The organism is Sphingobacterium puteale (assembly GCF_050986225.1).
Lineage (GTDB): Bacteria > Bacteroidota > Bacteroidia > Sphingobacteriales > Sphingobacteriaceae > Sphingobacterium > Sphingobacterium puteale.
The window spans coordinates 6,048,186-6,072,294 of the sequence record NZ_CP158959.1 but is presented as its reverse complement, the minus strand read 5'-3'; the positions used below and the strand labels follow the sequence as shown (position 1 = coordinate 6,072,294).

Sequence of the window (24,109 nt, the reverse complement as noted above, 5' to 3'; positions counted from 1 at the left end):
GCGTATTTAAATTTTTTATGAAAAGACTATTCATCTATGTTATTAGTGTCTTTTTAGCCGGTATGTATTCCTGTTCTAAGAAGGAACTTGTATCGCATTATGAGAGACCAGATTGGCTGAAGGGCAATGTGTGGGAGGTTTTGGATAATCGGAAAGAATTTTCCATTTTCTTAAATGGAGTCGAGCGTGCCGGTTTTAAAGAAATATTGAATGGTAAGACGATCGTATCGGTTTTTGCTCCCAAGGACCAAGTGTTTTTAAACTATTTGAGAAATAGAAACCTGACCTCCATAGAGCAGATCCCTGTCAATGAGCTAAAAAAGATTATGGGTTACCACCTTATCTATTATTCCTATGATAAGAGTCGGCTGATGAATTATCAACCGCAAGGGAGTCAAAATGTGCAACCTGCCTTTGCTGGTTTGTATTATAAGCATCGCACCAGAAGTCAGGACTCTATTACTGAAGAAATTGATGTAACAGATGGAAAGTTGAAAAAAGTATATCACAAGGACAGGTTTGTACCAATTCTTTCTACAACACATTTTCAAACGAAAGGAATTGATGCGAAACAGAATTATGAATACTTTTTTGGACCAGGTAGCTGGGCTGGAGAAAATGGTTTTGCTGTCTCTAATGCAGGAATTACAGAATATGATATTCCTGCAGATAACGGCTATGTTTATGTGGTCGATCAGGTAATCGCGCCATTGCCAACAGTTTATGAGCGTTTGGCGCATAGTACAAGCTATAAAGATTTTTTGTCTGTTTATGACCGTTTTCGAAATTTTACTTATGATGAACAAGCTAGTTTAAATTATGCTGCGCCAGGCGACTCCTTATATTTAGTCAACCATGGAACCCTACCCGCAATAGCGTCAGAATGGTCTTACAACGGTGAAGCTGGTATCCCTGACTATGCCGATCTTGGGAATCTCTCTTATAAAGCTTTTAATGTATTTGCGCCCAATAATCAGGCATTGTCGACTTTTTTTAATCAGTATTTTAAATCATACTACCCTTCGATGAAAGATGTAGACATGTTGCCTTTGACAATGATGCTACGAAACCATGTATACGCAGGAAATATTGTTTTTCCTGCTGAGATCGGTAAGAATTCCGATATCAAAACAGTCGATGGAATTCCTATTGTTTTCAATACGCAGTCGGATGTTGGAGATAAAGCGATAGCTTCAAATGGGGTATTCTATGGCTTAAATAAAGTATTAATTCCCGAAGCTTTTAATAGCGTGGCCGGCCCTGTATTGGTCAATCCAAAATACAAAATTTTTATGTACATGCTTTATAACTCAGGTATGTACAAAACGTTAGCGAGTAGAGATATACGGTACACACTTTTGATTCCGTCTGATGAAGAAATTCTCAATACGCTTTATGGTGATAGTTATATCTTTTGGAATGAAGGTAGTCCTTTGGTATTTGGAGATGAAGAGGTTCAGATTCAAAATAATGATGGTGTTAAAGTGGCCATGTCTCAACGTCAACAGGAGCTTTTTGTTTCCGATCACATTGTGTATGATGATATAAGTAGTCTGGCTGGCACCAAGGTATACCGAACTAGAAACCCATATAACTATATATATACAAAAAATGGAAACCTGTATTCGACAGCTACCTATAATAGTAATGAGTCTGTACCAGTGACGCCTCTTGGGGGAAATTGGTACAATGGAAAGAGTTATGAAGCAGCTCAAACGTTGTTGGGCGAAACGCGGACGATCAAGTTTACGCTGATTGGCGCTGAAACAAGTAGCAATCCCCTTAATAAATACGCGGAATTCTCCAAATTATTGGCGAAAGCAGGTATGATTGACGCAGGCAGTTCGCTCTCCTTTCTTTTTGGTAATCGTTTTATACTGTTCGCCCCAGACAATGCTACCGTTTTGTCGGGGTTAGCGGCAGGCCTTATTCCAACAGATAAGGCAGCTCTAGCGGAATATCTTAAATCCTATTTTGTTTCTATTGCTGACAATTCTATTGGCGATTATCCATTCCCCGGTTTTGGTGTCCAAGGGATCTGGAATACGACACGAAGAGTAGGTTATAACCTTTATAGGCAGCTTACCGTGGTTGATCAGGGGACAAGCTTGCGTCTGGAAGATTCGGATGGGACGAGCATTCCAATCGTAGACTATTTGCCACAAGTATTTAATGATGGCGCTGTTTATCATATTAACAAACTTTTAAAGCCATAGGCATGATTTCATTCGCATTGATTTCATTACCATAAACTAAAATTCATGAAGCTAAATATATTTTTAATGATTACCTGCATTGCTTTTGTGCTACCCGTTTTTGGGCAACGGGCAAAAGTCTTGACAGGTAGTGTTCAAAGTGGGCAAAACGCGCCTTTGGCTGGGGCTTCCGTGTATATCGAAAATAAAGATAATCGGAGTCTGATGGGCGCTTCAACGGACAATTTAGGACAATTCACCATCGCGGTTCCCTCCGGTGAAGGGCTGACTATTGTCGCTGCGTGTATCGGTTACAAAACAACAAAAATACCATTTAAGGGACAAGGCAGTGTGATGATCAAACTCGTTAAAGATGATCGCGTGATGGACGAGGTAGTAATTACCAAAGAGAAAGCCAATACTAAAAATAGTATGGGAATCAATTACCGTAACCAGGTTTCGGCAACGGAGCGTTTTGATATGAAGGAATTGGAGGCTTTACCTTTTGCTTCTATTGAAAGCGGATTGCAAGGTAGGCTGGCGAACGTCGATATCGTATCCAGTGCAGATCCGGGCGCAAGAAGTTCTATCCGGATTAGAGGAACATCATCATTGAATGGTAATTCTGAACCACTGATTGTGGTTGATGGAGTTCCTTATCCAACATCCATAGGCAGCGATTTCAACTTCTCTACTGCAAATGACGAGGATTTTGGTGGCTTAGTTAATATTTCTCCGAACGATATTGAATCAATTGAGGTATTGAAAGACGCCGCAGCGACTGCTATTTGGGGATCGAAAGGTGCAAACGGTGTTTTACTCTTTACGACTAAAAAAGGTCGGAAAGGTAAAACCCAATTTGCATTGTCCAGTAAATTGGATGTTAAGCGGGAAGCAGAAACTATCCCTATGTTAAATGGAGGGCAGTATGTTGCCATGGTGCAAGATGCTGTATGGAATTCGGTAAACGACCTAGGATACAGTGCCGCACTTCCATATCTTAATTTACTCTATAATACCAACGAAATTAAATATGATCCGTCATGGGTGTATTTTAATGAGTATAATCAAAATACCAATTGGCTTAATCAGGTAACACAAGTAGGACATTTCGAAGATAATTCTCTTTCGATTAGTGGCGGAGGAGATAAAGCCACCTACAGGCTGTCGCTAGGTTTCTTAAATGATGTGGGAACGACAAAAGGAACCAAACTGAATCGCTATAATACACTGTTGAGTCTCAATTATAAATTCTCTAATAAGTTTAATGTTAATGCCGATATGTCCTATTCCATTAGCGATCGGAAGAATTTTTGGACGGGTGGAGATATCAGTACACCAAGAGGTATGGCCATGACCAAAATGCCCAATATGAGCCCTTATGTCATTGGGGAGGATGGCCAGTATACAGATCAATATTTTACACCAAGGATTAACTTTCAGGGTTCATTTGGCGATAATCAAATGTTTAACCCTGTTGCGATGGTGAACGAGTCTATTAACAATACGATTGGCGAGCAGGCAAGGGTCGTCTTTCGAGGGATCTATAATATTATTCCAGCACTTCAATATATTGGTACAGTTGGATTTGATACAAGATCAACGAAAAATCGAAAATATCTTCCGCAGGCTGTTACAGGTGTTATTTGGACAGACCCGTTCTTTAACAGGGGATCAGATATGCTATCAGATGAATTATATCTGAACACGGAGAATAAATTTATTTTCAATAAAAAAATAAAAGACCACAACATCGTTGCTACAGGCTTATTGCAGACAAATGAAGCACGAAAGTTTAGCTATGCCAGTGAGACATCGGGAAATGCCTCATCATCATTAAGTGATCCGACTGCTGGCGGAGCCGTCGTAAATATGGGATCTGGCAATTCTAAGACACGGAATATCGGTGCGATTTCCAGTCTACATTATGCCTATAAGGATCGTTACATCGTCAGTGGTACATACCGTTGGGAGGCCAACTCCAGTCTCTCGGCACAACATCGTTGGAAAGGGTTTCCTTCTATCGGTGCTGCCTGGCATCTTGGTGACGAAGAATTTATAAAAAAGCTAGGTCTTGTCAGTACCGCGAAACTTCGCTTTAGTTGGGGGAAAAGTGGGAATGCCCCTTCGGGCGCTTTCACCTATTTAGGCACGTTTCAGCCGCTCACTCCAGGCTATATTGATATGACTGCTGTGGGACCAGTATCCATTCAATTGGATAATCTTAAATGGGAGACAATAACCCAAACTGATTTTGGTGTAGATCTCTCTTTCTTTAAAAACAGGCTGCAATTTACGGGCGAGCTATATAATCGGGTTACGACCGACCTCCTGCAAAAAGATGTGACCTTACCTTCATCCACTGGTTTTGGTAAAATGCGGTATTACAACTCCGGGAAATTAGCCAATAAAGGTTGGGAATTGATTTTCAATGCTGAGGCAATCCGTTCTAAGGATTTTGGTCTCTCTGTTAATCTGAATGTGTCACGCAATAGAAATGAAGTTATTGTTCTACCCGATAATATGCAATTTGAGAATTACAACTTCGGTAATGGTAAATACGCTCATAAGATTATTGAGGGAAATCCAGTAGGTTCATTTTATGGCTATCATTATATCGGTGTATATCAGAATGAACAAGATACTTATGCAAAAGATCTAGACGGTCAGGTGATTCATGATTTACAGGGACAGCCTGTATTTATGATGAATGGCAACAGGCGGGTATTTGCCGGCGACGCCAAATATCAGGATATCGATGGCAATGGTGTGATCAATCAATATGATATTGTTTATTTAGGGAATGCAATGCCCTTATTTACGATGGGAGGCGGGATAAATCTGCGATACAAAGCATTTGCGTTGAGTACATTTTTGCACGGTAGGTTTGGCCAGAAGGTCGTCAATCAAGTGCGGATCAATACAGAGAATATGTATGGAACAGCTAACCAAAGTACCGCGGTTCTTGGGAGATGGCGGCAAGAGGGAGATGTCACGGATATACCACGTGCGCTATATGGTGAAGGGTATAATTACCTGGGGTCTGACCGCTTTGTAGAGGATGCATCTTTTGTAAGATTGAAAATGATTTCTTTAAAATATGCGCTTCCTAAAAAATTAATCGAGCGATGGGGATTGACACGCTGTGAAATATTTACTACGGTTCAAGATGTCTTCACTTGGACGGATTATTCGGGACAAGATCCAGAAGTCTCTCTCTCAAGTAACATCTATATGTTGAGTCAGGATAATGCAAGCACGCCCCGTCCACGACGTTTTGCTTTGGGCGTAAATGTAAACTTTTAAAAAGTAAGCGGATGAAAATATGTTATAAATTAATGATGTTGTGCCTATTATTGTCGGCAACATCTTGTCAAAAATGGCTTGATCTTAAACCACAGAATGAACAGGTCAGCGATGCCTATTGGACGAATAAGGCTGAAGTTGAAGCTGTGTTAGGTGCGGCTTACGTCAAATTGCAGGGAGCTGTTAAAACAATGTTAGTATGGGGTGAAGGACGGGGAAATACATTGAGCTTAGGAGGTTATGTTGATGTCGATCTTTTACGCTTAAAAAACTTCTCTCTTTTGCCTACAAACAGTTATGCAAAATGGGGTGAATTTTATCAGATTATTAATTACGCAAATATGGTGATAAAGTATGCTCCTGCTGTCGTTGAAAAAGATCCCTCATTTAATCAGGCAACAATGTCCTCGTTTTTATCTGAGGCTTATTTCTTGCGGGCACTCAGTTATTTCTATATCGTCAGAAGCTTTGGAGAGGCACCATTGATCCTAGAACCCTATATGGATGATCAGCAGGCTTACGAGTTGCCAAAATCATCTAGACCCCAACTTTTTGAACAAATTATTCAAGATTTGACAGTTGCATCAAATAGCGGCAAGGAAATCTGGCCCACCATTTGGGAAAGCAAAGGGCGCTCAACAAAATGGGCTATACAAGCTTTGCTCGCTGATGTTTACCTCTGGTTGGGAAAATATGACGAAGCAATTATTTCATGTAATGCAATACTGCAATCTGGAAAATACGGACTCTTGCAAGGAACAGTCAATAATAAAAATAATTGGTTCAGTATTTTCAGCCCCGGTAATTCCAATGAGGGAATTTTTGAAGTACAGTTTGATTACACCAAGAACCAAACAAATAAATTGATGGAAATCTTTGGCTCAAACTATAATTGGATCATATCCAATTACTGTGTGTCATTATTTACAGAAAATGCCGAAGATATTCGTGGAGCAGGGGCATCCTACGAGACGGTTACCTATAAGCTTTGGAAATATTTAGGAGCAGAGGGAAATACAACAATTCCTAGGCCATACAGTGACCAAAACTGGATCATCTACCGGATGGCAGATATTTATCTGATGAAGGCCGAGGCATTAATCATGAAAGGGGAAGGTTATTACCCCCAGGCGATGGAATTGATCACTGCAATTCGTTCGAGGGCAGCTATTTCCCGCCCTCTAGAAGCAGGCAGTACCGAACTGGATTTATTAAAAGTATTAATGGATGAGCGTGCCCGTGAGTTTGTTGGAGAAGGGAAGCGCTGGTTTGATTTGTTACGCATAGCGCAAAGAGATCAATATAAATATAAAGAATATTTGATCGAACAGGTATTACTAGGCGTATCGGGTGCTTCAACGCCTGTCATTAGATCCTTATTGCTCAATGAAAATGCACATTATTTGCCAATCCATGCAGATGAATTGAAGTATAATAAATTGCTCGTGCAGAACCCGTATTATGAAAACCTAAATTAATGCAAAAATGAAAAAGAATCTTATTCCTCTTTCTAAAATCGTATTGCTTTTTATTGGATTTTTTTCAATAATACTTAGCTCCTGTAAGGATGATTTTGAACACAATACCTATTCAGCTTATGAAGATTTGCCAATGGCTATATACCTCAAAAACCAGCCTGAAAAATACAGTCTATGGGTTAAGGTTCTCGAAAAGGCGGACCTGTACAATACGTTAAATATTAATACCATTTATACGCTTTTTGCTCCGGTCAACGAAGGTGTCGAACGATATCTGAAAAAAATGAGTCTAACTTCGGTCGATCAAATGACAAAAGACGATGCGAATTATTTGGTACGTTATCATCTTGTTCCCAATGTTTCAATTGATCTTGGTCAGTTTCAAAGTGGTGCAATCTCGGATTTAAATGCGACTGATGACAATCTTTTTGTTGAATTTAAAGAAGGTGGCCTAGATCAAATCTATTTGAATGGACTGTCTAGATTTAATGCTTTTGATATTAAAGTGACTAACGGTATTATTCATAGCATAGACGACGTTTTGGAGCCACTTACAGCGACCGTATTGGATCGATTGAAAGATCAAAAATATAGCCTATTTTACGATTTGGCCGTTGCCACCGGATATGATGAACGACTAAATACCGTGTATACTGCAGGCACAGATCCAGATGGACATCCAATTCAACAACGATTCAGGTATACGGCATTTGCGGTAAGTGATGATGTTTATCTGAAAGAAGGTATTCATACGTTAGCAGAGCTGTTAAATAAATTGGGAGCCTCTGGTTCAGATCTAAAGTCGACAAGCAATCCTGCCAACCGTTATATGGCTTACCATTTACTTGCACAGCAACGCTCGTTTGCCGATTTAGGGAAATTTCCTGCCGGTGCAACAAAAATGAATTTGGAGACAATGGCACAATACGAGTTGATTAAAATTAGTGAAGGTGGGGACGGCTTGGTTATCAATGCGACTGGAGACGCTGGTAGTGCTATTCAGTTCAATGAAATTAATATCCCGTGTAAGAATGGGGTAATCCATGAGGTTGATAGTTGGATGCCAATCTTTGTCCCTGAGCAGGTAAAAGTGGTATGGGAGTTTACAGATTACCCGGATATCGCTGCCAATGTCATACAATATAGAAATCCAAGTCTAGGGGCTCAATATAATAAAACCTTTGTGGCGGCCGATCTAACGAGTATTGTATGGCGGGCACAGCCTGAGACAAAGTCAAATGTCCTGATTTATCGTAACAACAGGAGCGCGGATGGGATTTGGTATACCGGTCCCCTGAATTACGATCATTTACGTGTGGAGTTAGGAGAGTCGGGTTGGATTCAGATGCAAAGCCCAACTATTGTAAAGGGAAAGTATAAAGTCAAATTGACATGGCCGAGTACGAAGTATGCTTCAAATACAGGAATCTGTGCCTTTGTATTAGATAACGAAATGCTCTATCCTCGGTTGGTCATGTCCAATACCAGCTCGGACAAGATCATGTCACAAGACTTAGGGACCGTTGAATTTAATGAAACAACAAACCATACACTACGCATACTGTCCCTGGATGGTAAGCTGCTGACCTTAGATTACATCCAATTCGAACCGATTAATTGACCAAATAAATGAGATCTAATTATTTACAGATGAAAAAAATTGTAGAAGTTCTCCTGTTGATACTTGTTGTAGTAACAGGGTGTAAGAAGAATTGGAACGACCATTATGAGGAACAAGGATCCGTATCCAATTTGGATTTATTAGCTTATCTTAAAACTCAACCGCAATATAGTCTATTTGTCTCAAAGCTGGAAGAGTATGGGATTGCTGAGGAGCTGACACGCGATCAAGAATTAACAATTTGGGCAGTGCCTAATGATCAGATGGCAGCCTTGGAAGCATCTACAGAAGATAAAGCCTCGATTTTAAAGTATCATATCAATAACCTGAAATATGATAGTGGAAAACTCAAGGATGGTCTAAAACTAATTACTTTAAATGGAAAGTATCTGTTGGTTTCGCGCAAGGAGAGTCAAGCATATGTTGGTGATGCCAAGCTTATAAAAGCCAATCAATTTTGTAAAAATGGGGTGGTTCATGAAATTGACCTATTGCTAAAACCGGATGTCAGTATCTATGATTATCTCCGTGGACTTGGAAACGACTATTCTATTATTAGAGATAGTGTTCTTGCCATGAACGATACAATTTTCGATTTGTCAAATAGTGTTCCTATTGGCGTAGATCCAACTGGAAATACTTTATACGATTCCGTGTTTACCATTACGAATCCAATTTTTGATAAGGCAAACATCCGCTCTGAATTTGCAAATGTTAGCATGTTTTTGCCTACTAATACTGTCATTAAAAAATGTTTTGATGATTTACAGAGTCTCTATAATCAATTTGGAAAGAAGTTTTTGAAAGAAGATTCCTTAATAGCCTATACCTGGATCAAAGAAGCCATTTTTTATAATGAAATTATAGAAGATTATGGTACAAAGGACCTTACATCCGCTTTTAATCGACTATGGAAGCCGAATGTACAACTTGTGGATCCACAATATAAGCGCATGAGTAATGGCCGAATTTTTAATGTCACGAAATTGAAAATTCCCAATAATGTTCATATAAAAATGATAAAACAGCTGTTTCATTACTATGAATATGTGCCGGAAAATGAAAAAGCAAATCTATTTACACTAGCCAATGTGACCAATATAGAACCCAAGGACAGGGATAAGGTGAGCTTCCCTACATTGGGTATAGAGCTAACCTATAGGACTTTGCTAATACGAGGAGATATCGCAGATAACAAGCCTGCATCGATTGATTTTACACCCATTATGCTGGAGCGGAAACCTGATGGTTCAACCGGTTATAAAATTGTGGAAGTGCCCCCAGGAGAATATAATTTATATATGGGATTTTTGGCCAAGAATCATCCATTTGTGAATATTTATGTAGATGATAAACTTGTGGCAAAATCATTAAATGTCGAGCCTGCTACACCCTGGAATTACGACCGCGCAACAAATACCGTATCTGGAACGAAGTATAATGGTTGGGGAGGGCTGGTCGGACCCATCGTTATCGAAGGCGATAAAATCCGGTCCTTTAAAATAAAGGTTGAATTTGCAGGATTAGGGAAGGGGACTGTAGAAAATATCGAACCCTATCACTGGGCATTAATTCCAACAGTAAATAATTATTAACCAAATGAAATTTTACAGATCTCATGTATAAAAAAAGTAAGCATGTTTGGAAGTGGTCAATGGCTTTGTCATTCTCATTATTCTGCATGAATAGTTATGCCCAGCAAAATATTCAGGGAAAAGTGGTGAATTCGTACGATAAAACGCCAGTGGCGGGAGCTGTTGTGACTGTTTTGAACTCGAAACATACAACTAAGACAAAAGCGGATGGAACATTTCAGTTGGACAAAATAACAGATGGATCCCCTGTCATTCGTATTTGGAGTCCAGGGTTCTTTGAATCACGTATAGAAGTGCTCGGTCGCAATCAAATTGAAATAACCTTAATTTCGGAAGGACGTGAACATTATGAAAATGTAATTTCAGGATCATTTTCGTCAGCGAATTCAACGTTATTGACTGCTAATCATTACCCAAAAGGGGCTGCTACAGTTGAGCAGGTACTCACAGGGCAAATTGCTGGTTTACGCGTCACGAACAAAAGTGGGATGCCTTCCGAAGGGGGATCCTTAAATTTTAGGGGTGTTCGGTCGTTTGAAGCGAACAACAATCCGCTAATTGTGGTTGATAATGTGCCCTATTTGCCAGATATGGATAATTCTCCGATAATAGGTGGTTACTCGAGAAGTCTCTTCGCTCCATTTAATCTGCACGACATTAAGAGCGTTCGATTTTTAAAGGGAGCCGAAACGGCACGGTATGGTTCGTTAGGTTCCAATGGTGTACTGAAATTGGAAACATCTGCATCCGATGATATGGAGACAGTCATTGAGTACCGAGGTAATTTCGGTGTAGCGCATCAGTTTAAAACGTTGCCCTTACTAAATGACAGTCAATATAAGAGCTATCTTGGTGCGGTTGGTATGACTAATTATGATGATATGGGGGAGCTCTTGACACAATTTCCTTTCCTGAAAGATGACCCGAATTATTATTATAACTATTTGTACAATAATAAAACAGATTGGCAGGATCAGATTTATAGAAATGCTTTTGTAACAGATAACCATTTAAGAATCAAAGGCGGCGATGCGATCGCAAAATATGACCTCTCACTTGGTGTATTGAACCAACATGGTGTGTTGGATAATACAAATAATACAAGATATAGTACACGTTTGAATTCCAATATCGCTTTGGGACAGAAATTCGACTTGAATGCGGTTATGGCGTTAACTTATAGCACAGGAAGATTACAAGAGCAGGGAATGCTAAAAGCCACTAATCCTATGTTGGCTGCAATGTACAGAGCACCTATGCTTAGTCCTTACACCAAGGATAAAGACAATAATCTATTAACTGATCTGGATGGTGTGAGACAATTTGGAGTATCTAATCCCTTAGCGCTTTTACAAACTGGCGATTTTACTTCGGATATCTACGATGTTTTTGCGCAGGCTAACTTACGCTACCGCACGACTAAAAGTCTTCAATTTAATGCTTTGCTCGGTTACTATACAAATTATAGTAGACAGACTACCTTCGTTCCGGGGCTCTCAAGCGGTACAATTGTACCGCTTGAAAATGGGATAGCGTTAAATACTGCACGATCAGGGGCCGGAAAATCTTCCAATATCTCATGGAATTTTTACGGAATTTATGCGAAACAATTGGGCAGAGATCAACTGGACGCTGGTGCCGGTATACAAGGGCTTTTGAATAGCCAGGAGTATGATGCAGGTGCGGGCAGGAATACGAGTTCAGATTTTTACCGTACACTTAATTATGTGAGCAACGCAGGTCGTAAGTTTTGGGGGTATGACGAAGACTGGAATTGGATGAATATGTATGGCTTTGTTAATTACAACTGGCGTAGCTTATTGAAACTAGATGTCAATCTGAGTGTTGACGGTACTTCGGTTACTGGCGGAAATGCCAAAAGGTTTGGATTGTTGCCTGCAGCGGATTTGTCAATTTTGCTCTCGAATATGTCTTTTCTTAAGGAGCAGGAATCGATTAACAACCTAGTATTAAAATTTGGTTACGCGAAAACTGGTAACGGCCGTTTTTCATCAAAGATTGGGCAATCGTATTACAGCAGCCAATTATATCGACAACTTGCTGGCATTGTCGTAGGAAATATCCCTAGCAATGAAATTCGATGGGAAGATAACCAAAACCTTCAGGGGAACTTAATCTTTTCGGGACTAAATCAACGTTTTAATTTGAACTTCGGGTATTATTACAATAAAGCGAGTCATCTTTTGAATGGTTTTTCAGTGTCTCCCATAGCTGGGATCGACAAGATATTCTTAAATGGGGGACAAATCGATGATCATGGTTTGGAAGTTGATGCTAATTTCGTTTTCGTTGATAAAAAAGATTGGTCTTTCACACTTGGAGGTAATTTATCCACATTAAACAGTACGGTGAAAAAACTATTGAGCGTGGATCCAATACTGTTGCGGCAGGAAGATGAAGTTGTTCGCATCCATCAGGTAGGACAGTCACCCTTTTCTTTTTATGGCTATCAATCCCATGGAGTTATCGCTAGCGCCAAAGAGGCCGAGCAATTGAATTTGTACGATTACAAAAATCGAATGTTTGCAGCAGGCGATATTCAGTTTAAAGATGTGAATAATGATGGTATTATAGACGCCGAAGATCAGGTCGATTTAGGGAATAGTTTGCCCAAATTATTTGGGGGCGCATATTTCTCCTTGCGTCATAAGAAGCTCCAACTGCAAGGGATCATGAGTTTTACCAAAGGCAACAAGACCTACAATGCTGTACGGAGAAGTCTTGAGGATCTCGCTGGTTACAGCAATCAATCTATTGCAGCTTTACGTCGTTGGCAGACTGATGGTCAGCAAACCGATGTCCCTCAGGCGCAATACGGTGACCCTATGGAGAACGCACGATTTTCTAGCCGCTGGATTGAAGATGCCTCTTACATACGTTTAGAGAATTTGTCGTTGTCGTATAGATTTGGCAATCATAGGCTTAAGATTCTTTCCAATTCGGAATGGTATATCGTTGCTGAAAATTTATTTACATGGAGTAAGTATTTGGGGCTAGATCCTGTAACTGCATACAGCAATAGCGTTGGTTATACCGGCGTAGATTATGGGAAAATCCCATTACCTCGAACTTTTAAATTAGGCGTCAATTTTAAACTCTAGAAAAGTATGAAAAGTTATCATATACATTATGGCATAATAGTCCTGTGCTTGTTCTTTACTAGTTGCTCCAAATATTTTGAAGTGAATACCAATGATATATTGACGGACAAGGAATATGGGCAAGAAACGAATGAATTGTATTCAGGCTATATGGGGGTGGCTGCAAAAATGCAGGCGCTGGCCGATCAGACCGTGTTTTTAAGCGATTTGCGGACAGACCTCCTCGAACCTACTGCCAATGCACCACAGGATTTGTGGGATTTGTACAATTATAAAGAAAAGAAGGGGAATGCCTTTTCCAATCCGCGTACCTATTATGATCTTATTGTCAATGCCAATGCCTATTTGGAAAAGATCATAACCTATCGAAAAGCAAACCCAAAAGCACTAGAAGACGAACACTATAGAGCATTGATTTCTGGCACAATACGTTTTAAAGTGTGGACATATTTGACGCTAGGAAAATTATATGGCAAGGTAGCCTATTTTGATAATTCGAAAATCGATTTAGACAATCTGTCTTCCATTCCCCTGATTTCTTTAGATGAATTGTTGCCTAAACTTGTTTCATTAATGGAAGTTGGCCTGGACGGGGTTGATGGTAACTATGTCGCAAACTGGGGCAATATTCTGTTCCCAGGGGTCAACACCAATCAACAGGATCTTACCTGGAATATGATTTGTCCCTCACCGGAACCATTGTTGATGGAATTGTATCTATGGACAAAGCAGTATACAAAAGTGGTCGATATTGGTATTCGCTTTATTTATGACAATGGAAGTAATAAGTTTAAGGTCAGTAACGACGATTATAACGGAGAGTGGGTTCAGGTATTTACCAGAGATCCAATAACACGGACAAGGGTATTGATTAATATTGTCCCTTATGATTTTGAAAGAAACCAGACAAATAGGTTGATTCAGTTTTTTTCGAACCTAAATCCTTCTGTATATTATTTAAAACCAACGGAAGTGGCAATGCGACGATACCAGGAACAAATTAGATATGATGGTCACACCTTGGGTGATCAATATCGGGGCGAGAATTACACTTATTATCTACAGAATGGCGAATGGGTCATCCGCAAATTTTCAAGAGATCGGGAGAGCGCTTCAGAGATCTATAAAAATAACGTCCATATCGTCATCTATAGAGATGCTGACATACATTTTTTTATGATTGAGGCCCTAAATAACTTGGGCATGTTTGATCAGGCCGAGGCGTTATTGAATGATGGTGTGGAGCTGTATCTTTCACGAAATGCAGGCAATTTGAAGTATCCATTTGATGATGCGGTGATGAATGTTAGCCTCGCTAGAAATTGGGGGATCAGACGTCGGGTCAATCTTGCACCTGTTTACCCGGAAGGTGTCAGCAAAGATGATTTGTCAACTGTCGAAAAAATGGATGCGTATAAGAAAGCATTTGATAAATTGGTTGTTAAAGAGACCTTGATGGAAAGTGCAGGAGAAGCAAAGGCATATTTTACCATGATGCGGATTGCTGATCGTTGGAACGATCCTGCAATTTTAGCTGATGTGGTAGCTCAAAAATATACTTCCGGGCAAGCTAATCAGATTCATCAATATTTGTTGAATCGAAAAAATTGGTTTGTTCAGTATCCATTGGAGTAATTACGAAATATATTTAACAGTTTAGTTTGCTTGAAATGTAAGATGGGTGATTACTCTGGTGGAGTGAGATCAATTATGCTTATTGAAATCCAGTCTGTGGAACCGATCAGATTGAAAGGAAAAGTCTTGGTTTCATATTCCTTCCGATCGATTTTGCGCTCTGTCTGTGGAAAATTGCGCTGTATTTGCGCAATTTTTCCACTTGGCAAAATGAGTTCGACAGGTGAACGTTTGATTTCCCCTTAGGACAAAATATCCCTGACGCCTGTCGAAATGAAAAAGCCCCCCGACTTCTTTGTTTAGTTAATGGACTTTTTCATTTTGTCACTCGGCGAAATGAAAAAGTCGGGTGTCTGAACGATTTTTCCACGTGGGGAAATGAAAATTCCACGTGGGAAAACAAACGAAACACTGGTCGGAATGACTTTTCTACGTGACGAAGTCAATATTTTGCTGCGCGAAATCGTTCAGACAGCATGCAAATCAAGATAGCTCAGGACGGTTATTGTTTCTTTTTGTGATATTTTTAGCATTACTGGCTGATGTACATATTTATTACCTCTCGTAAGGTAAGTTCATAATTTAATTATATGCCATTATTAAAAGGTAACTAATGACATTATCTATTAGCTCCAGAAAGTCTTAACTCTTTATAAGTACTATAATAATTGTAAAATATTTATTTTAATCATACAGTACAACATATGGTCTTTAAAAAAATAATTGTTCTCCTATGCTTACTGGGAGTAGTATCTACGCTGACAGCACAATCGATGTATCAACATTTTGCAGATTCAGAAATGAAGCGGTTTCCCGAGGCCTGGCAATTGGATCACGGTAAACGATTATATTTCGGGTATTCCCAAGGCTTAGGTTGTCTTGCCATGTTAAAAGTTTTCGAAAAGACAGGAGATAAAAAATACTTCAATTATGTAGAAAAGTGGGCGGATACACTCATCAATGAAAAGGGCGAAATTCATCTATATGAGCTTAGTGCCTATAATGTGGATTTTGTCAATTCAGGAAAAATTCTCTTTGAACTTTATGAAAAAACCAAGAAACAAAAATATCGACTGGCTATTGAAACTTTGATTCACCAACTAAAATACCAGCCTACAACACTCGAAGGTGGCTATTGGCACAAGCTGATTTATCCCCATCAGATCTGGCTGGATGGGGTTTATATGACCGGGCCATTTCTCGCTAAATATGCTAAGCTGAGTACGGATGATCAGTATTATGATAAGGCTATTGACGAAATTTTAATTACTGCTAAACATACATTGGACCCTAGGACAGGATTGTATTATCATGCTTGGGACGAAAGCAAAAAGCAAGCTTGGGCAAATCCCCAAACGGGGCAGTCGCCCAATTTTTGGGGGAGAAGTATTGGCTGGTATTTTATGGCGGTCATCGATGTATTGGACGAGTTGCCGTTAGATTACCCCAGAAGAGACAAATTGATTCAATTGGCGCAATCGTTAGCCAATGCTCTTGCTAACTATCAAGATAATGAAGGCCTCTGGTGGCAAGTAATTGACCAGCCAAAAAAAGAAAGAAATTATCAGGAAGCGTCAGTAAATAGCATGTTTCTGTATGCTTACTCGAAAGGCATGAATAAAAAATACCTTTCAAAAAGCTATAAAAGTTTGGTAGATAGATTATATCAGGGTATCCAAAAGAAACTATTAAAACAAGAAAATGGATTGTGGACATTGATACAGTGTAATGCCGTTGCCGGTTTGGGGGGAAATCCGTATCGAGACGGTAGTTATGATTACTACGTAGGTGAGCGAATTCGTGAGAATGATGCAAAGGCAACAGGTCCTTTTATCATGGGCTGCATAGAGGGAGGATTTTGAAAGAGGTAGTTTTTAAGGTTTTTTTAAAAAAATTATAAACAAATCGTTAATTTTAAAATTATTAAAATCTAACAATGACCAATTCTGTAAATCAATTTTTAAAAACTTTAGAAATTAGTGATTTTTCTGCCACGCCCAAGTATCTGCAATTGGCAAATACGATTATTGATGCTGTTAAAAATGAAATATTGGTCAGAGATGATATGTTGCCTTCCATTAATGAGTTGAGTGCATATCTGGAGATATCACGCGACACAGTCGAAAAAGCGTACCGATATCTGAAAAAAAATGAGATCATAGCATCCAATCCAGGGAAGGGATATTATGTAAATAAAACTGATGTTCAATCAAAACTTAAGATAGCGCTCTTTCTTAATAAGCTGAGCGCACATAAAAAAATTGTATACGATTCCTTTGCAAGAGAACTCGGTGATCATGCCAATTTGGATTTGTTTGTTTACAATTCAGACTTATCGTATCTGAACACCCTTTTGGGGAGTCTAACCAAAACCTATGACCATTATGTACTCTTCCCTCATTTTAAGGAAGGGAGAGACAAAGCACCGGATATTATCCGTAAAATTCCTGCCGAAAAGCTAATGTTGCTGGGGAAGTTCATTGAGGATGTGCCCGGCGACTTTCCTGCGGTTTACGAAAATTATGAACATGATATTTATTCTGCATTGGAGGAAGCTAATGAAGTACTGAGCAAGTATAAAAACCTGAAACTGGTATTTCCAGACTATAGTGATTTCCCGAAAGCTATTATCAAGGGATTTTATAAATTCTGTCAGCAATATGCCTTTGACCATGAGCTGGTCTCCGATATAGATGAAGAGAAAGTAGAGAAAGGTACTTGCTATATCAATATAATTGAAGACGATCTCGTCAAATTGTTGAACAAGGTTATTCAAAAAAAATTGATCATCGGAAAAGATGTTGGTATCATTTCCTATAATGAGACGCCATTAAAGAAGTTTATTCTTAATGGTATTACGACAATATCGACTGATTTTGAGATGATGGGTCGGATGGCAGCTGAATTGATCATTAATAAATCCAAAGAACGCGTTGAAGTACCATTCTACTTAAAATTGAGACCTTCCGTTTAGTGACCGCTTTTTAGGATTATTAGGAGATTCCTAAACGGTTATAAACCGGAGCCGATATATAACGTGGGGGCAATGCCTTAAACATGTTCAAAAAGAAAAAGACCGGTTAATCGAAGAAAACCGGTCTTTTTCTATTACAGGCGTTAAATTAAACTTTGTTTATTTTTTTAAGGTTTTTACAGGAAATAAGTCAATCACACCCTGTGCTACCTTACTGATGTTGTTGATTGCTTTCTCTGGATTATCTACATCACCCGAACCACGTGCTTGCCAGATCACTGCATTTGTTTTGCGGTCAATAGCTTCGATAATCAAGTGGCCATAACGGTAACGCTCCTTAGCAACAGGGTAATATCCGCCACCATAATAATAAGGTGAGAACCATGGTCTGTACCAGCCCCAAGGACCTCCCCAACCATAATATCCGCCACCGCCATATACCAGACGGCTTTTGTTATTGACGATAGTGATATAACGGAATAATAGATCAGGATTATCTTTTGAATATTGGAGTCCCTTCGCTTCCAAGGCGGCATTTGCGGCATCCAAAATGTTAGTTTTGGCAATATCATTATCAAAATAAGACTTTGAAAGCGAGTCTACCGGTGGTAGCCAGGCATACGTCTTGAAAGGAGTAAAATCCATCTTCTCTACCCGAGTGGTATTGTATTGGTAAGACGAACATGATGCCAACGCAACGCAGAGCACCAAAAATAACAGAATCTTTTTCATCGTAGTAATTTGTTTATTAACTGTGATGAATCTATCATGAGCAGCTTGTTTTGCTTGTTAGCTGTATATTCATGAAGATTTCATGGCCTATATGGAACTTATATTTATTTAAATTGTTTTAAACTTTCTTAACTATTCGCTCTGGCGGCCTCTAAGCAAGCCAAAGCAATTATTATGGCAATTCATTTTTGTACTGTACAGCACGGATTTTAATTTATTAATGTTAGACAAAAAACTATAAATATGGTTTAATGCTAATTGTAAAATTAATATGGATATTTTGCTACTAGTGGAATCTGTCTTCCCGTACCAAAAGCTTTGGGGCTCACCCGCAGGATTGGCGGTGCCTGAAAGCGTTTAAATTCAGCATTGTCCAACAATTTACTCACTCTTTCTACTAACGCTTTTTCGAATCCCATTGCTACAACTTCGGAACCGCTCTTTTCATTTTCAATCAATTCATATAAGATGTTATCCAGTAGGTCGTACTCCGGTAGGGAATCCGAGTCTTTCTGATCGGGACGCAATTCGGCTGAGGGGGCCTTCTCAATGGTGTTGACCGGGATAATTTCACGCTCCCGATTGATATAACGAGCCAGTTCATAAGCTTTGGATTTATAGACGTCGCCAATGACCGAAATGGAGCCTGCCATATCGCCGTATAAGGTGCCGTAACCAACAGCGGCCTCGCTTTTATTGGAAGTGTTTAATAGGATATTGCCAAACTTGTTTGATACGGCCATCAAGATAACAGCACGTGCACGCGCCTGTATATTTTCTTCGGTGGTATCGTGTTTCAAACCTTCGAAAAGTGGAGCGAGTGTATTTTCGTATGCTGAAGCGATATCTTTAATGGGGACGATATGGTGTTTGCAGCCGGTATTGGTCACCAAGTCCATTGCATCTTTGATGGAATGATCTGAGGAATAGACAGAAGGCATTAAAATGGAAAGCACATTATCTGCGCCGAGTGCTTCACAGGCCAGGGCAGCAACCAAGGCTGAATCTAATCCTCCTGATAAACCTAATACTGCTCTTTTGAATCCTGATTTTTGGAAATAATCACGTAATCCCAAAATCAATGCGTCATGGATCAAGGCAATCTCTGTTATAGGATCTTTTGTCGGAGCGGTGGTTGAAGTAATATTTTTCTGATGATAGGTGACATACTGTAGGTCTTCTTCAAATCGTTTTAATTCAGCGACCTTTGTTCCGTCGTTGTTGAGCGCAAGTGATCTGCCGTCAAAAATAATATCCATATGTGCCCCCACTTGGTTGACATATATCAGTGGACGATTGGATTTCACGACCTGACGGGAAAGCACTTTAACACGCTCTTCAAAATGTGTGTACGAGAATGGCGAAGCTGCAATATTGATCAGTAGATCAGGGTTCTCTTTTCGGAGTTCGGCCATAGGGTCACCTACATATGAGTTGCCGCCCTCATCGTCGTCCCAAAGATCTTCACATATGGTCAGGGCAATTTTTACACCGTTCAATGTGATGCAATCAAAACGCTTGTTGGGTTCAAAGTATCGGTATTCATCAAATACATCGTAATCTGGTAATAAACCCTTTTTTACAATATTTCGAACAGCTCCCTGTTCGATAAATATGGCGGTATTGTAAAGTGCTTTTCCTTCAGGATCGCTGTTTGTGACAGGCGCACCGATGATACAGGCAATGTCCTGGCAGTGAGCTGCAATCTGGTGAATAGCGGCGTTGCACTGTTGTTTAAATACCTTACTTCGCAGCAGGTCTTTGGCCGGATAACCTCCGATAGCGAGTTCTGCAAATATGATAAGATCTGCCGATGCTTCTTTGGCTTGGTTGATGGCATGAATTATTTTTTTTGTATTTGCTTCAAAATTACCAATATGGTAATTCAATTGTGCTAAAGCTATTTTCATTCCTATTTCTTTTTTCAATTTATTAGATGGCAAGTGTCGTCAAGAAAATTCTGATAGTTTCCTATTTTTTAACGCACTTCATTAAACGTAGTGTATACTGACAAAAGCTCTTACACAAATTTATTCCTTTTTATTGAAAGTGTTTGTTTATTGATATTGTTTTCTAAAAGAATTCAGGCTTTCATTGCCTTGCTTATTTTTTTCTTAAAAATTGGCCGTTTAATTCTCTGATTTTGAAGACCATGATATGGTCTTACACACTTCGTCGAATCTTGAACAATACTGCTTCAGAATATATTTAAAAGCTTCCAATGAATTCTTTCGTGCATTATTATCGTTAATTATATCTATTGGTTAATTTATTTCACAATAAATATTATTCAAACATGGTCACTAGCCTGTTACAATTTGCTAAATTGTTTTAACATAATTTTAACAACGTTAAATGCTGTTAAATTTCTTGACATGAAAGGGAATGTGTGTTACCTTTGATATATCAAAACAGAAAGATATATACAAAATAATATATAAAGAACTTTTCATAATTTAGGTTAATAATTGGTTAGGTAAAGCTCGGAGTTCCCCACTTCGAGCTTTTGTTGTTTAAAAGCTCTTCCTATTCACTTATTATACCGGTCAGACATGGAGCTTTACTCGGCTGGATTCCTAAGTCGGGAAATGCACTTATTGTTCTAGTTGGGATTTATTATTTTGAGCATATTCCTATTTTCCAGTAGCCAAGGGGAAATATAATACGATATTTTTGATAAGATTATATTGTGATTAACAGGAAGAAATAGAAAACACCTAAAATCAGAAGTTGCTTTAGACGTCTTTACGTTTGTATTTTAAAAATATTACCGGTTTTTTGTGTTGAAGGATCTTATTTGATGTCTACGACTTCGATAACAAAATCCAATGGAGAATTAGCAGGGATTTTACCCATTGCTAGACTCCCATGCGCCCATCTGGAAGGTACCACAATATGGATCTTGGAGCCTTTTTGAAGCCCTTTTTCGGTCAGCCCTCCTAATTTCATATCTCCAATCCTTTTTGGTGCGAAGGCGAATGTCCAAGCCGGAATAATTGTGCTGTCGAAGGGATATTGATAGCCTGTATTTGTTCTAATGTTGAAGGTTGATGTTTTGCCTGCTTCCGTTTGATCAAAGATATTCCCATTCAAAAGTTTTCCTACATATTTTACGGTAGGAGAAAATTTGAGATGTTTTGCATTTAGTGTATCTACTATTTTATAGTTATAGTTACCCGTTCCTGTGGCAAGCATCTCATACCATATTCCCGTTTCTGCATCATACTGTGCATCAGGAAACCAGCTGTCAACATAATTTTTAAGTAGGACGGAATCTGTCTTAAATTGCTCAGTCGCATTATAAATAGGGATATCGTCGTTTTTATTGCAGCTAACAACATTCAGTAGAGCGAGGGCTACGATTCCTAAAAATAAAGGCGATAAAAATTTATTCATAGCACGGTTAATAGGTCTTCAAAAACTTTTTTGGATGGTTTTTGAAGACCTATTGTGTTTTTTGTAAGACTATTTATTTTTAATATCAACAACCTCAATTGTAAAATCTAAAGGTGATTTAGCTGGAATCGAAACGTCTGAAGCGGAAGAGCCTTGTTTGCCCGTATCACCGTAAGCCCAAGGAGACGGGGTAATGATGCGTATTTTAGATCCTTTTTTTAGACCTGTTGGCGTAATTCCTCCTGTTGGAATGTCCTTGCCATTATACGATATGGATTTCGGAAGAAAAGCGATCTGCCAAGCTGTGATAACGCTGGATAAATTCAATGTAGCTGTTTTTCCCTCTTCGGTCTGTTGGAATATTGTGCCACTGGGAACAAGTTTACCAATGTATTTTACCGTCGCATCAGGAGCAATAATTCCACCGTTGGAATTAAATGAATAGGTGTATGAGCTCTCCTCTCCAGTAGCTAAAAGCTGGTAGGCTAGACCTAGAGAATCAATATATAGTACATTCTGAAGCTGGTTGTCCGCCACATATTTCTTGATAATAGGAAATTGTTCTTCAACGCGCTTTTTGTTGATGGAATCCTGAATGCGTTGTTTTTCCAACTGTTCTCTTTCCCAAGCGGCATAGTCAAAATTGTCTTTGTTACAGCTGGCAAAAAAGATCGAGGTCAGTGTTAGTCCAAAGAATAGGGCAGAAAGTAGTTTTTTCATGGTATTATGTTAATTTTAATTTAAAGAAGCCATTCTCGGGATGAAAATGGCTTCTTTAAATAGTATGTTTTTTAGTTTGAAGTGGCTGCAGCAATTGCGGTAACTTCAATTTCATAAGCAACGGGTGTATTTACAGGAACCGTTACTTTTTCACTTCCATCTTTAAATTCTTTTTGATCAAAACCCAAATAAGATGGTGCTACAAAACGAATTTTGGATCCTTTCACTAAGCCTGTGGCTGTTAGCCCATTGAATTTTAACTCTCGACCATCTTGACTAATTACTTTAGGGATAAATGCATAGTACCACGAACCGCCATACTTATTGATCGCAGGACTTAAGTTGCTATAATTAGTCGGCGTACCCTCTTTACTTTGATCGAATACAGTTCCGTTCAACAATTGTCCTTTGAAGTTGATTGTTACCGATGGCGACGTAATTACATAGCCTCCATTTCCAACCTGAGCTTTATAAGTGTAAGAGGTTTTGTCTCCGGGGCTTAAAATTTGATAAACAATCTTAGTTGAATCATCTACAACATAATTTGGCTGTCCGGCTTCGTTTTTAAAGTTTTTTTGCGCATATTCTAATAATAAAGGAGCTTGATCTTTATATAAAGAATCTTGCCTTGCCTTCTCCCTTTTGATAGCTTCCTCTTGTTGTCTGTAATATTCATCCCAGTCAAAATTATCTTTATTACAAGACGCGAAGATCATTCCCAGACACAAAAATGCCATTAAAAATTTCGTGATATTTTTCATAATTTCTTAAAGTGTGTATTAATTATAAGATTCCAAACGCACGTTCGTTTGGTTTCGCTACACAAATATGTTAAATTATTCTAAAAAATCATTTAACTCTTTTGAGTTCAGGTATTTTTGTTGTATATTTTTTAAGCGAAACTCCTTGTCAAATCGAAGAAGGCTTGGGAAAACCATCTGTTTCCCATTCAATAACGCTAACGCCAAAGGATGATGCTGGCCAGTTCTTTTTTTGTTGGATTTCGGCTTCCAAACGCTCTGATCAAAAGTAATTTCCTGCGCAGATTCCGCGTCTAAACTGACTGCATAATAATTTTTATTGATCACGGTGACAAGATTCTGCTTGGTGAATATCTCCCGTTCCATCTTCCGGCAATATGAGCACCAGTCGGTATGGATAAAAATAAGGGTCTCCCGCGGCTCGACTGCAAGTAAAGAATCGAGCTGTTCAAAACTGACCCAATTTATCCGCTCCTGTCCAAAATGGAGGAGCGGATAAAATAATGCGATCAATAGCATGCTTATTTTCCGGCAATATTTCATTGTTTTTTTATTAACGTCTATTTCTCCCGAT

Annotated in this window: 15 protein-coding genes; 9 read left to right on the top strand and 6 right to left on the bottom strand. The window is 39.0% G+C overall.

Features of this window, described 5'->3' with window-relative positions:
* The first annotated feature begins 17 nt into the window (after positions 1-17).
* The 9 genes from ABTV71_RS25445 to ABTV71_RS25405 all read left to right on the top strand — a co-directional run bounded on the left by ABTV71_RS25445 (position 18) and on the right by ABTV71_RS25405 (position 17,926).
* Entirely contained in the window at positions 18-2,216 is a 2,199-nt protein-coding gene (locus tag ABTV71_RS25445) for a fasciclin domain-containing protein (protein ID WP_433901498.1), read from the top strand.
* Between the two features lie 45 nt (positions 2,217-2,261).
* Positions 2,262-5,501: a SusC/RagA family TonB-linked outer membrane protein gene (locus ABTV71_RS25440; protein ID WP_433901497.1), complete on the top strand. Its 3,240-nt coding sequence runs from the start codon at positions 2,262-2,264 to the stop codon at positions 5,499-5,501.
* A gap of 11 nt (positions 5,502-5,512) precedes the next feature.
* Positions 5,513-6,979, top strand: a complete 1,467-nt coding sequence (locus tag ABTV71_RS25435; RefSeq protein ID WP_433901496.1) for a RagB/SusD family nutrient uptake outer membrane protein — start codon at positions 5,513-5,515, stop codon at positions 6,977-6,979.
* Between the two features lie 7 nt (positions 6,980-6,986).
* Positions 6,987-8,600, top strand: a complete 1,614-nt coding sequence (locus ABTV71_RS25430) for a fasciclin domain-containing protein (RefSeq protein WP_433901495.1) — start codon at positions 6,987-6,989, stop codon at positions 8,598-8,600.
* 29 nt (positions 8,601-8,629) lie between these two features.
* Complete coding sequence (locus tag ABTV71_RS25425) at positions 8,630-10,195, top strand: fasciclin domain-containing protein (RefSeq protein ID WP_433901494.1); 1,566 nt, start codon at positions 8,630-8,632, stop codon at positions 10,193-10,195.
* Between the two features lie 59 nt (positions 10,196-10,254).
* Positions 10,255-13,317, top strand: a complete 3,063-nt coding sequence (locus ABTV71_RS25420) for a SusC/RagA family TonB-linked outer membrane protein (RefSeq protein WP_433901493.1) — start codon at positions 10,255-10,257, stop codon at positions 13,315-13,317.
* Positions 13,318-13,323: 6 nt separating this feature from the next.
* Complete coding sequence (locus tag ABTV71_RS25415) at positions 13,324-14,952, top strand: RagB/SusD family nutrient uptake outer membrane protein (RefSeq protein ID WP_433901492.1); 1,629 nt, start codon at positions 13,324-13,326, stop codon at positions 14,950-14,952.
* A 704-nt stretch (positions 14,953-15,656) separates the two neighbouring features.
* Positions 15,657-16,814: a glycoside hydrolase family 88/105 protein gene (locus ABTV71_RS25410; RefSeq protein WP_121120580.1), complete on the top strand. Its 1,158-nt coding sequence runs from the start codon at positions 15,657-15,659 to the stop codon at positions 16,812-16,814.
* A 74-nt stretch (positions 16,815-16,888) separates the two neighbouring features.
* Positions 16,889-17,926: a GntR family transcriptional regulator gene (locus tag ABTV71_RS25405; protein WP_121120579.1), complete on the top strand. Its 1,038-nt coding sequence runs from the start codon at positions 16,889-16,891 to the stop codon at positions 17,924-17,926.
* A 159-nt stretch (positions 17,927-18,085) separates the two neighbouring features.
* Here ABTV71_RS25405 and ABTV71_RS25400 read toward each other — a convergent pair whose 3' ends face one another.
* The 6 genes from ABTV71_RS25400 to ABTV71_RS25375 form a co-directional block, all read right to left on the bottom strand.
* Complete coding sequence (locus ABTV71_RS25400; protein ID WP_121120578.1) at positions 18,086-18,658, bottom strand: DUF4136 domain-containing protein; 573 nt, start codon at positions 18,656-18,658, stop codon at positions 18,086-18,088.
* 266 nt (positions 18,659-18,924) lie between these two features.
* Positions 18,925-20,568, bottom strand: coding sequence for an NAD+ synthase (locus ABTV71_RS25395; RefSeq protein ID WP_433901491.1), 1,644 nt, complete (start codon positions 20,566-20,568; stop codon positions 18,925-18,927).
* 883 nt (positions 20,569-21,451) lie between these two features.
* The gene (locus tag ABTV71_RS25390; protein WP_121120576.1) at positions 21,452-22,054 is read right to left on the bottom strand and encodes an FKBP-type peptidyl-prolyl cis-trans isomerase; all 603 of its coding nucleotides are present in this window, start codon (positions 22,052-22,054) and stop codon (positions 21,452-21,454) included.
* A gap of 69 nt (positions 22,055-22,123) precedes the next feature.
* Positions 22,124-22,774 carry an FKBP-type peptidyl-prolyl cis-trans isomerase gene (locus ABTV71_RS25385; protein ID WP_433901490.1) on the bottom strand — a complete coding sequence of 217 codons (651 nt, stop codon included), beginning with the start codon at positions 22,772-22,774 and terminating at the stop codon, positions 22,124-22,126.
* Positions 22,775-22,845: 71 nt separating this feature from the next.
* The gene (locus ABTV71_RS25380) at positions 22,846-23,535 is read right to left on the bottom strand and encodes an FKBP-type peptidyl-prolyl cis-trans isomerase (RefSeq protein WP_121120574.1); all 690 of its coding nucleotides are present in this window, start codon (positions 23,533-23,535) and stop codon (positions 22,846-22,848) included.
* Between the two features lie 75 nt (positions 23,536-23,610).
* Positions 23,611-24,078 carry a thioredoxin family protein gene (locus tag ABTV71_RS25375; protein WP_433901489.1) on the bottom strand — a complete coding sequence of 156 codons (468 nt, stop codon included), beginning with the start codon at positions 24,076-24,078 and terminating at the stop codon, positions 23,611-23,613.
* Between the last annotated feature and the right edge of the window lie 31 nt (positions 24,079-24,109).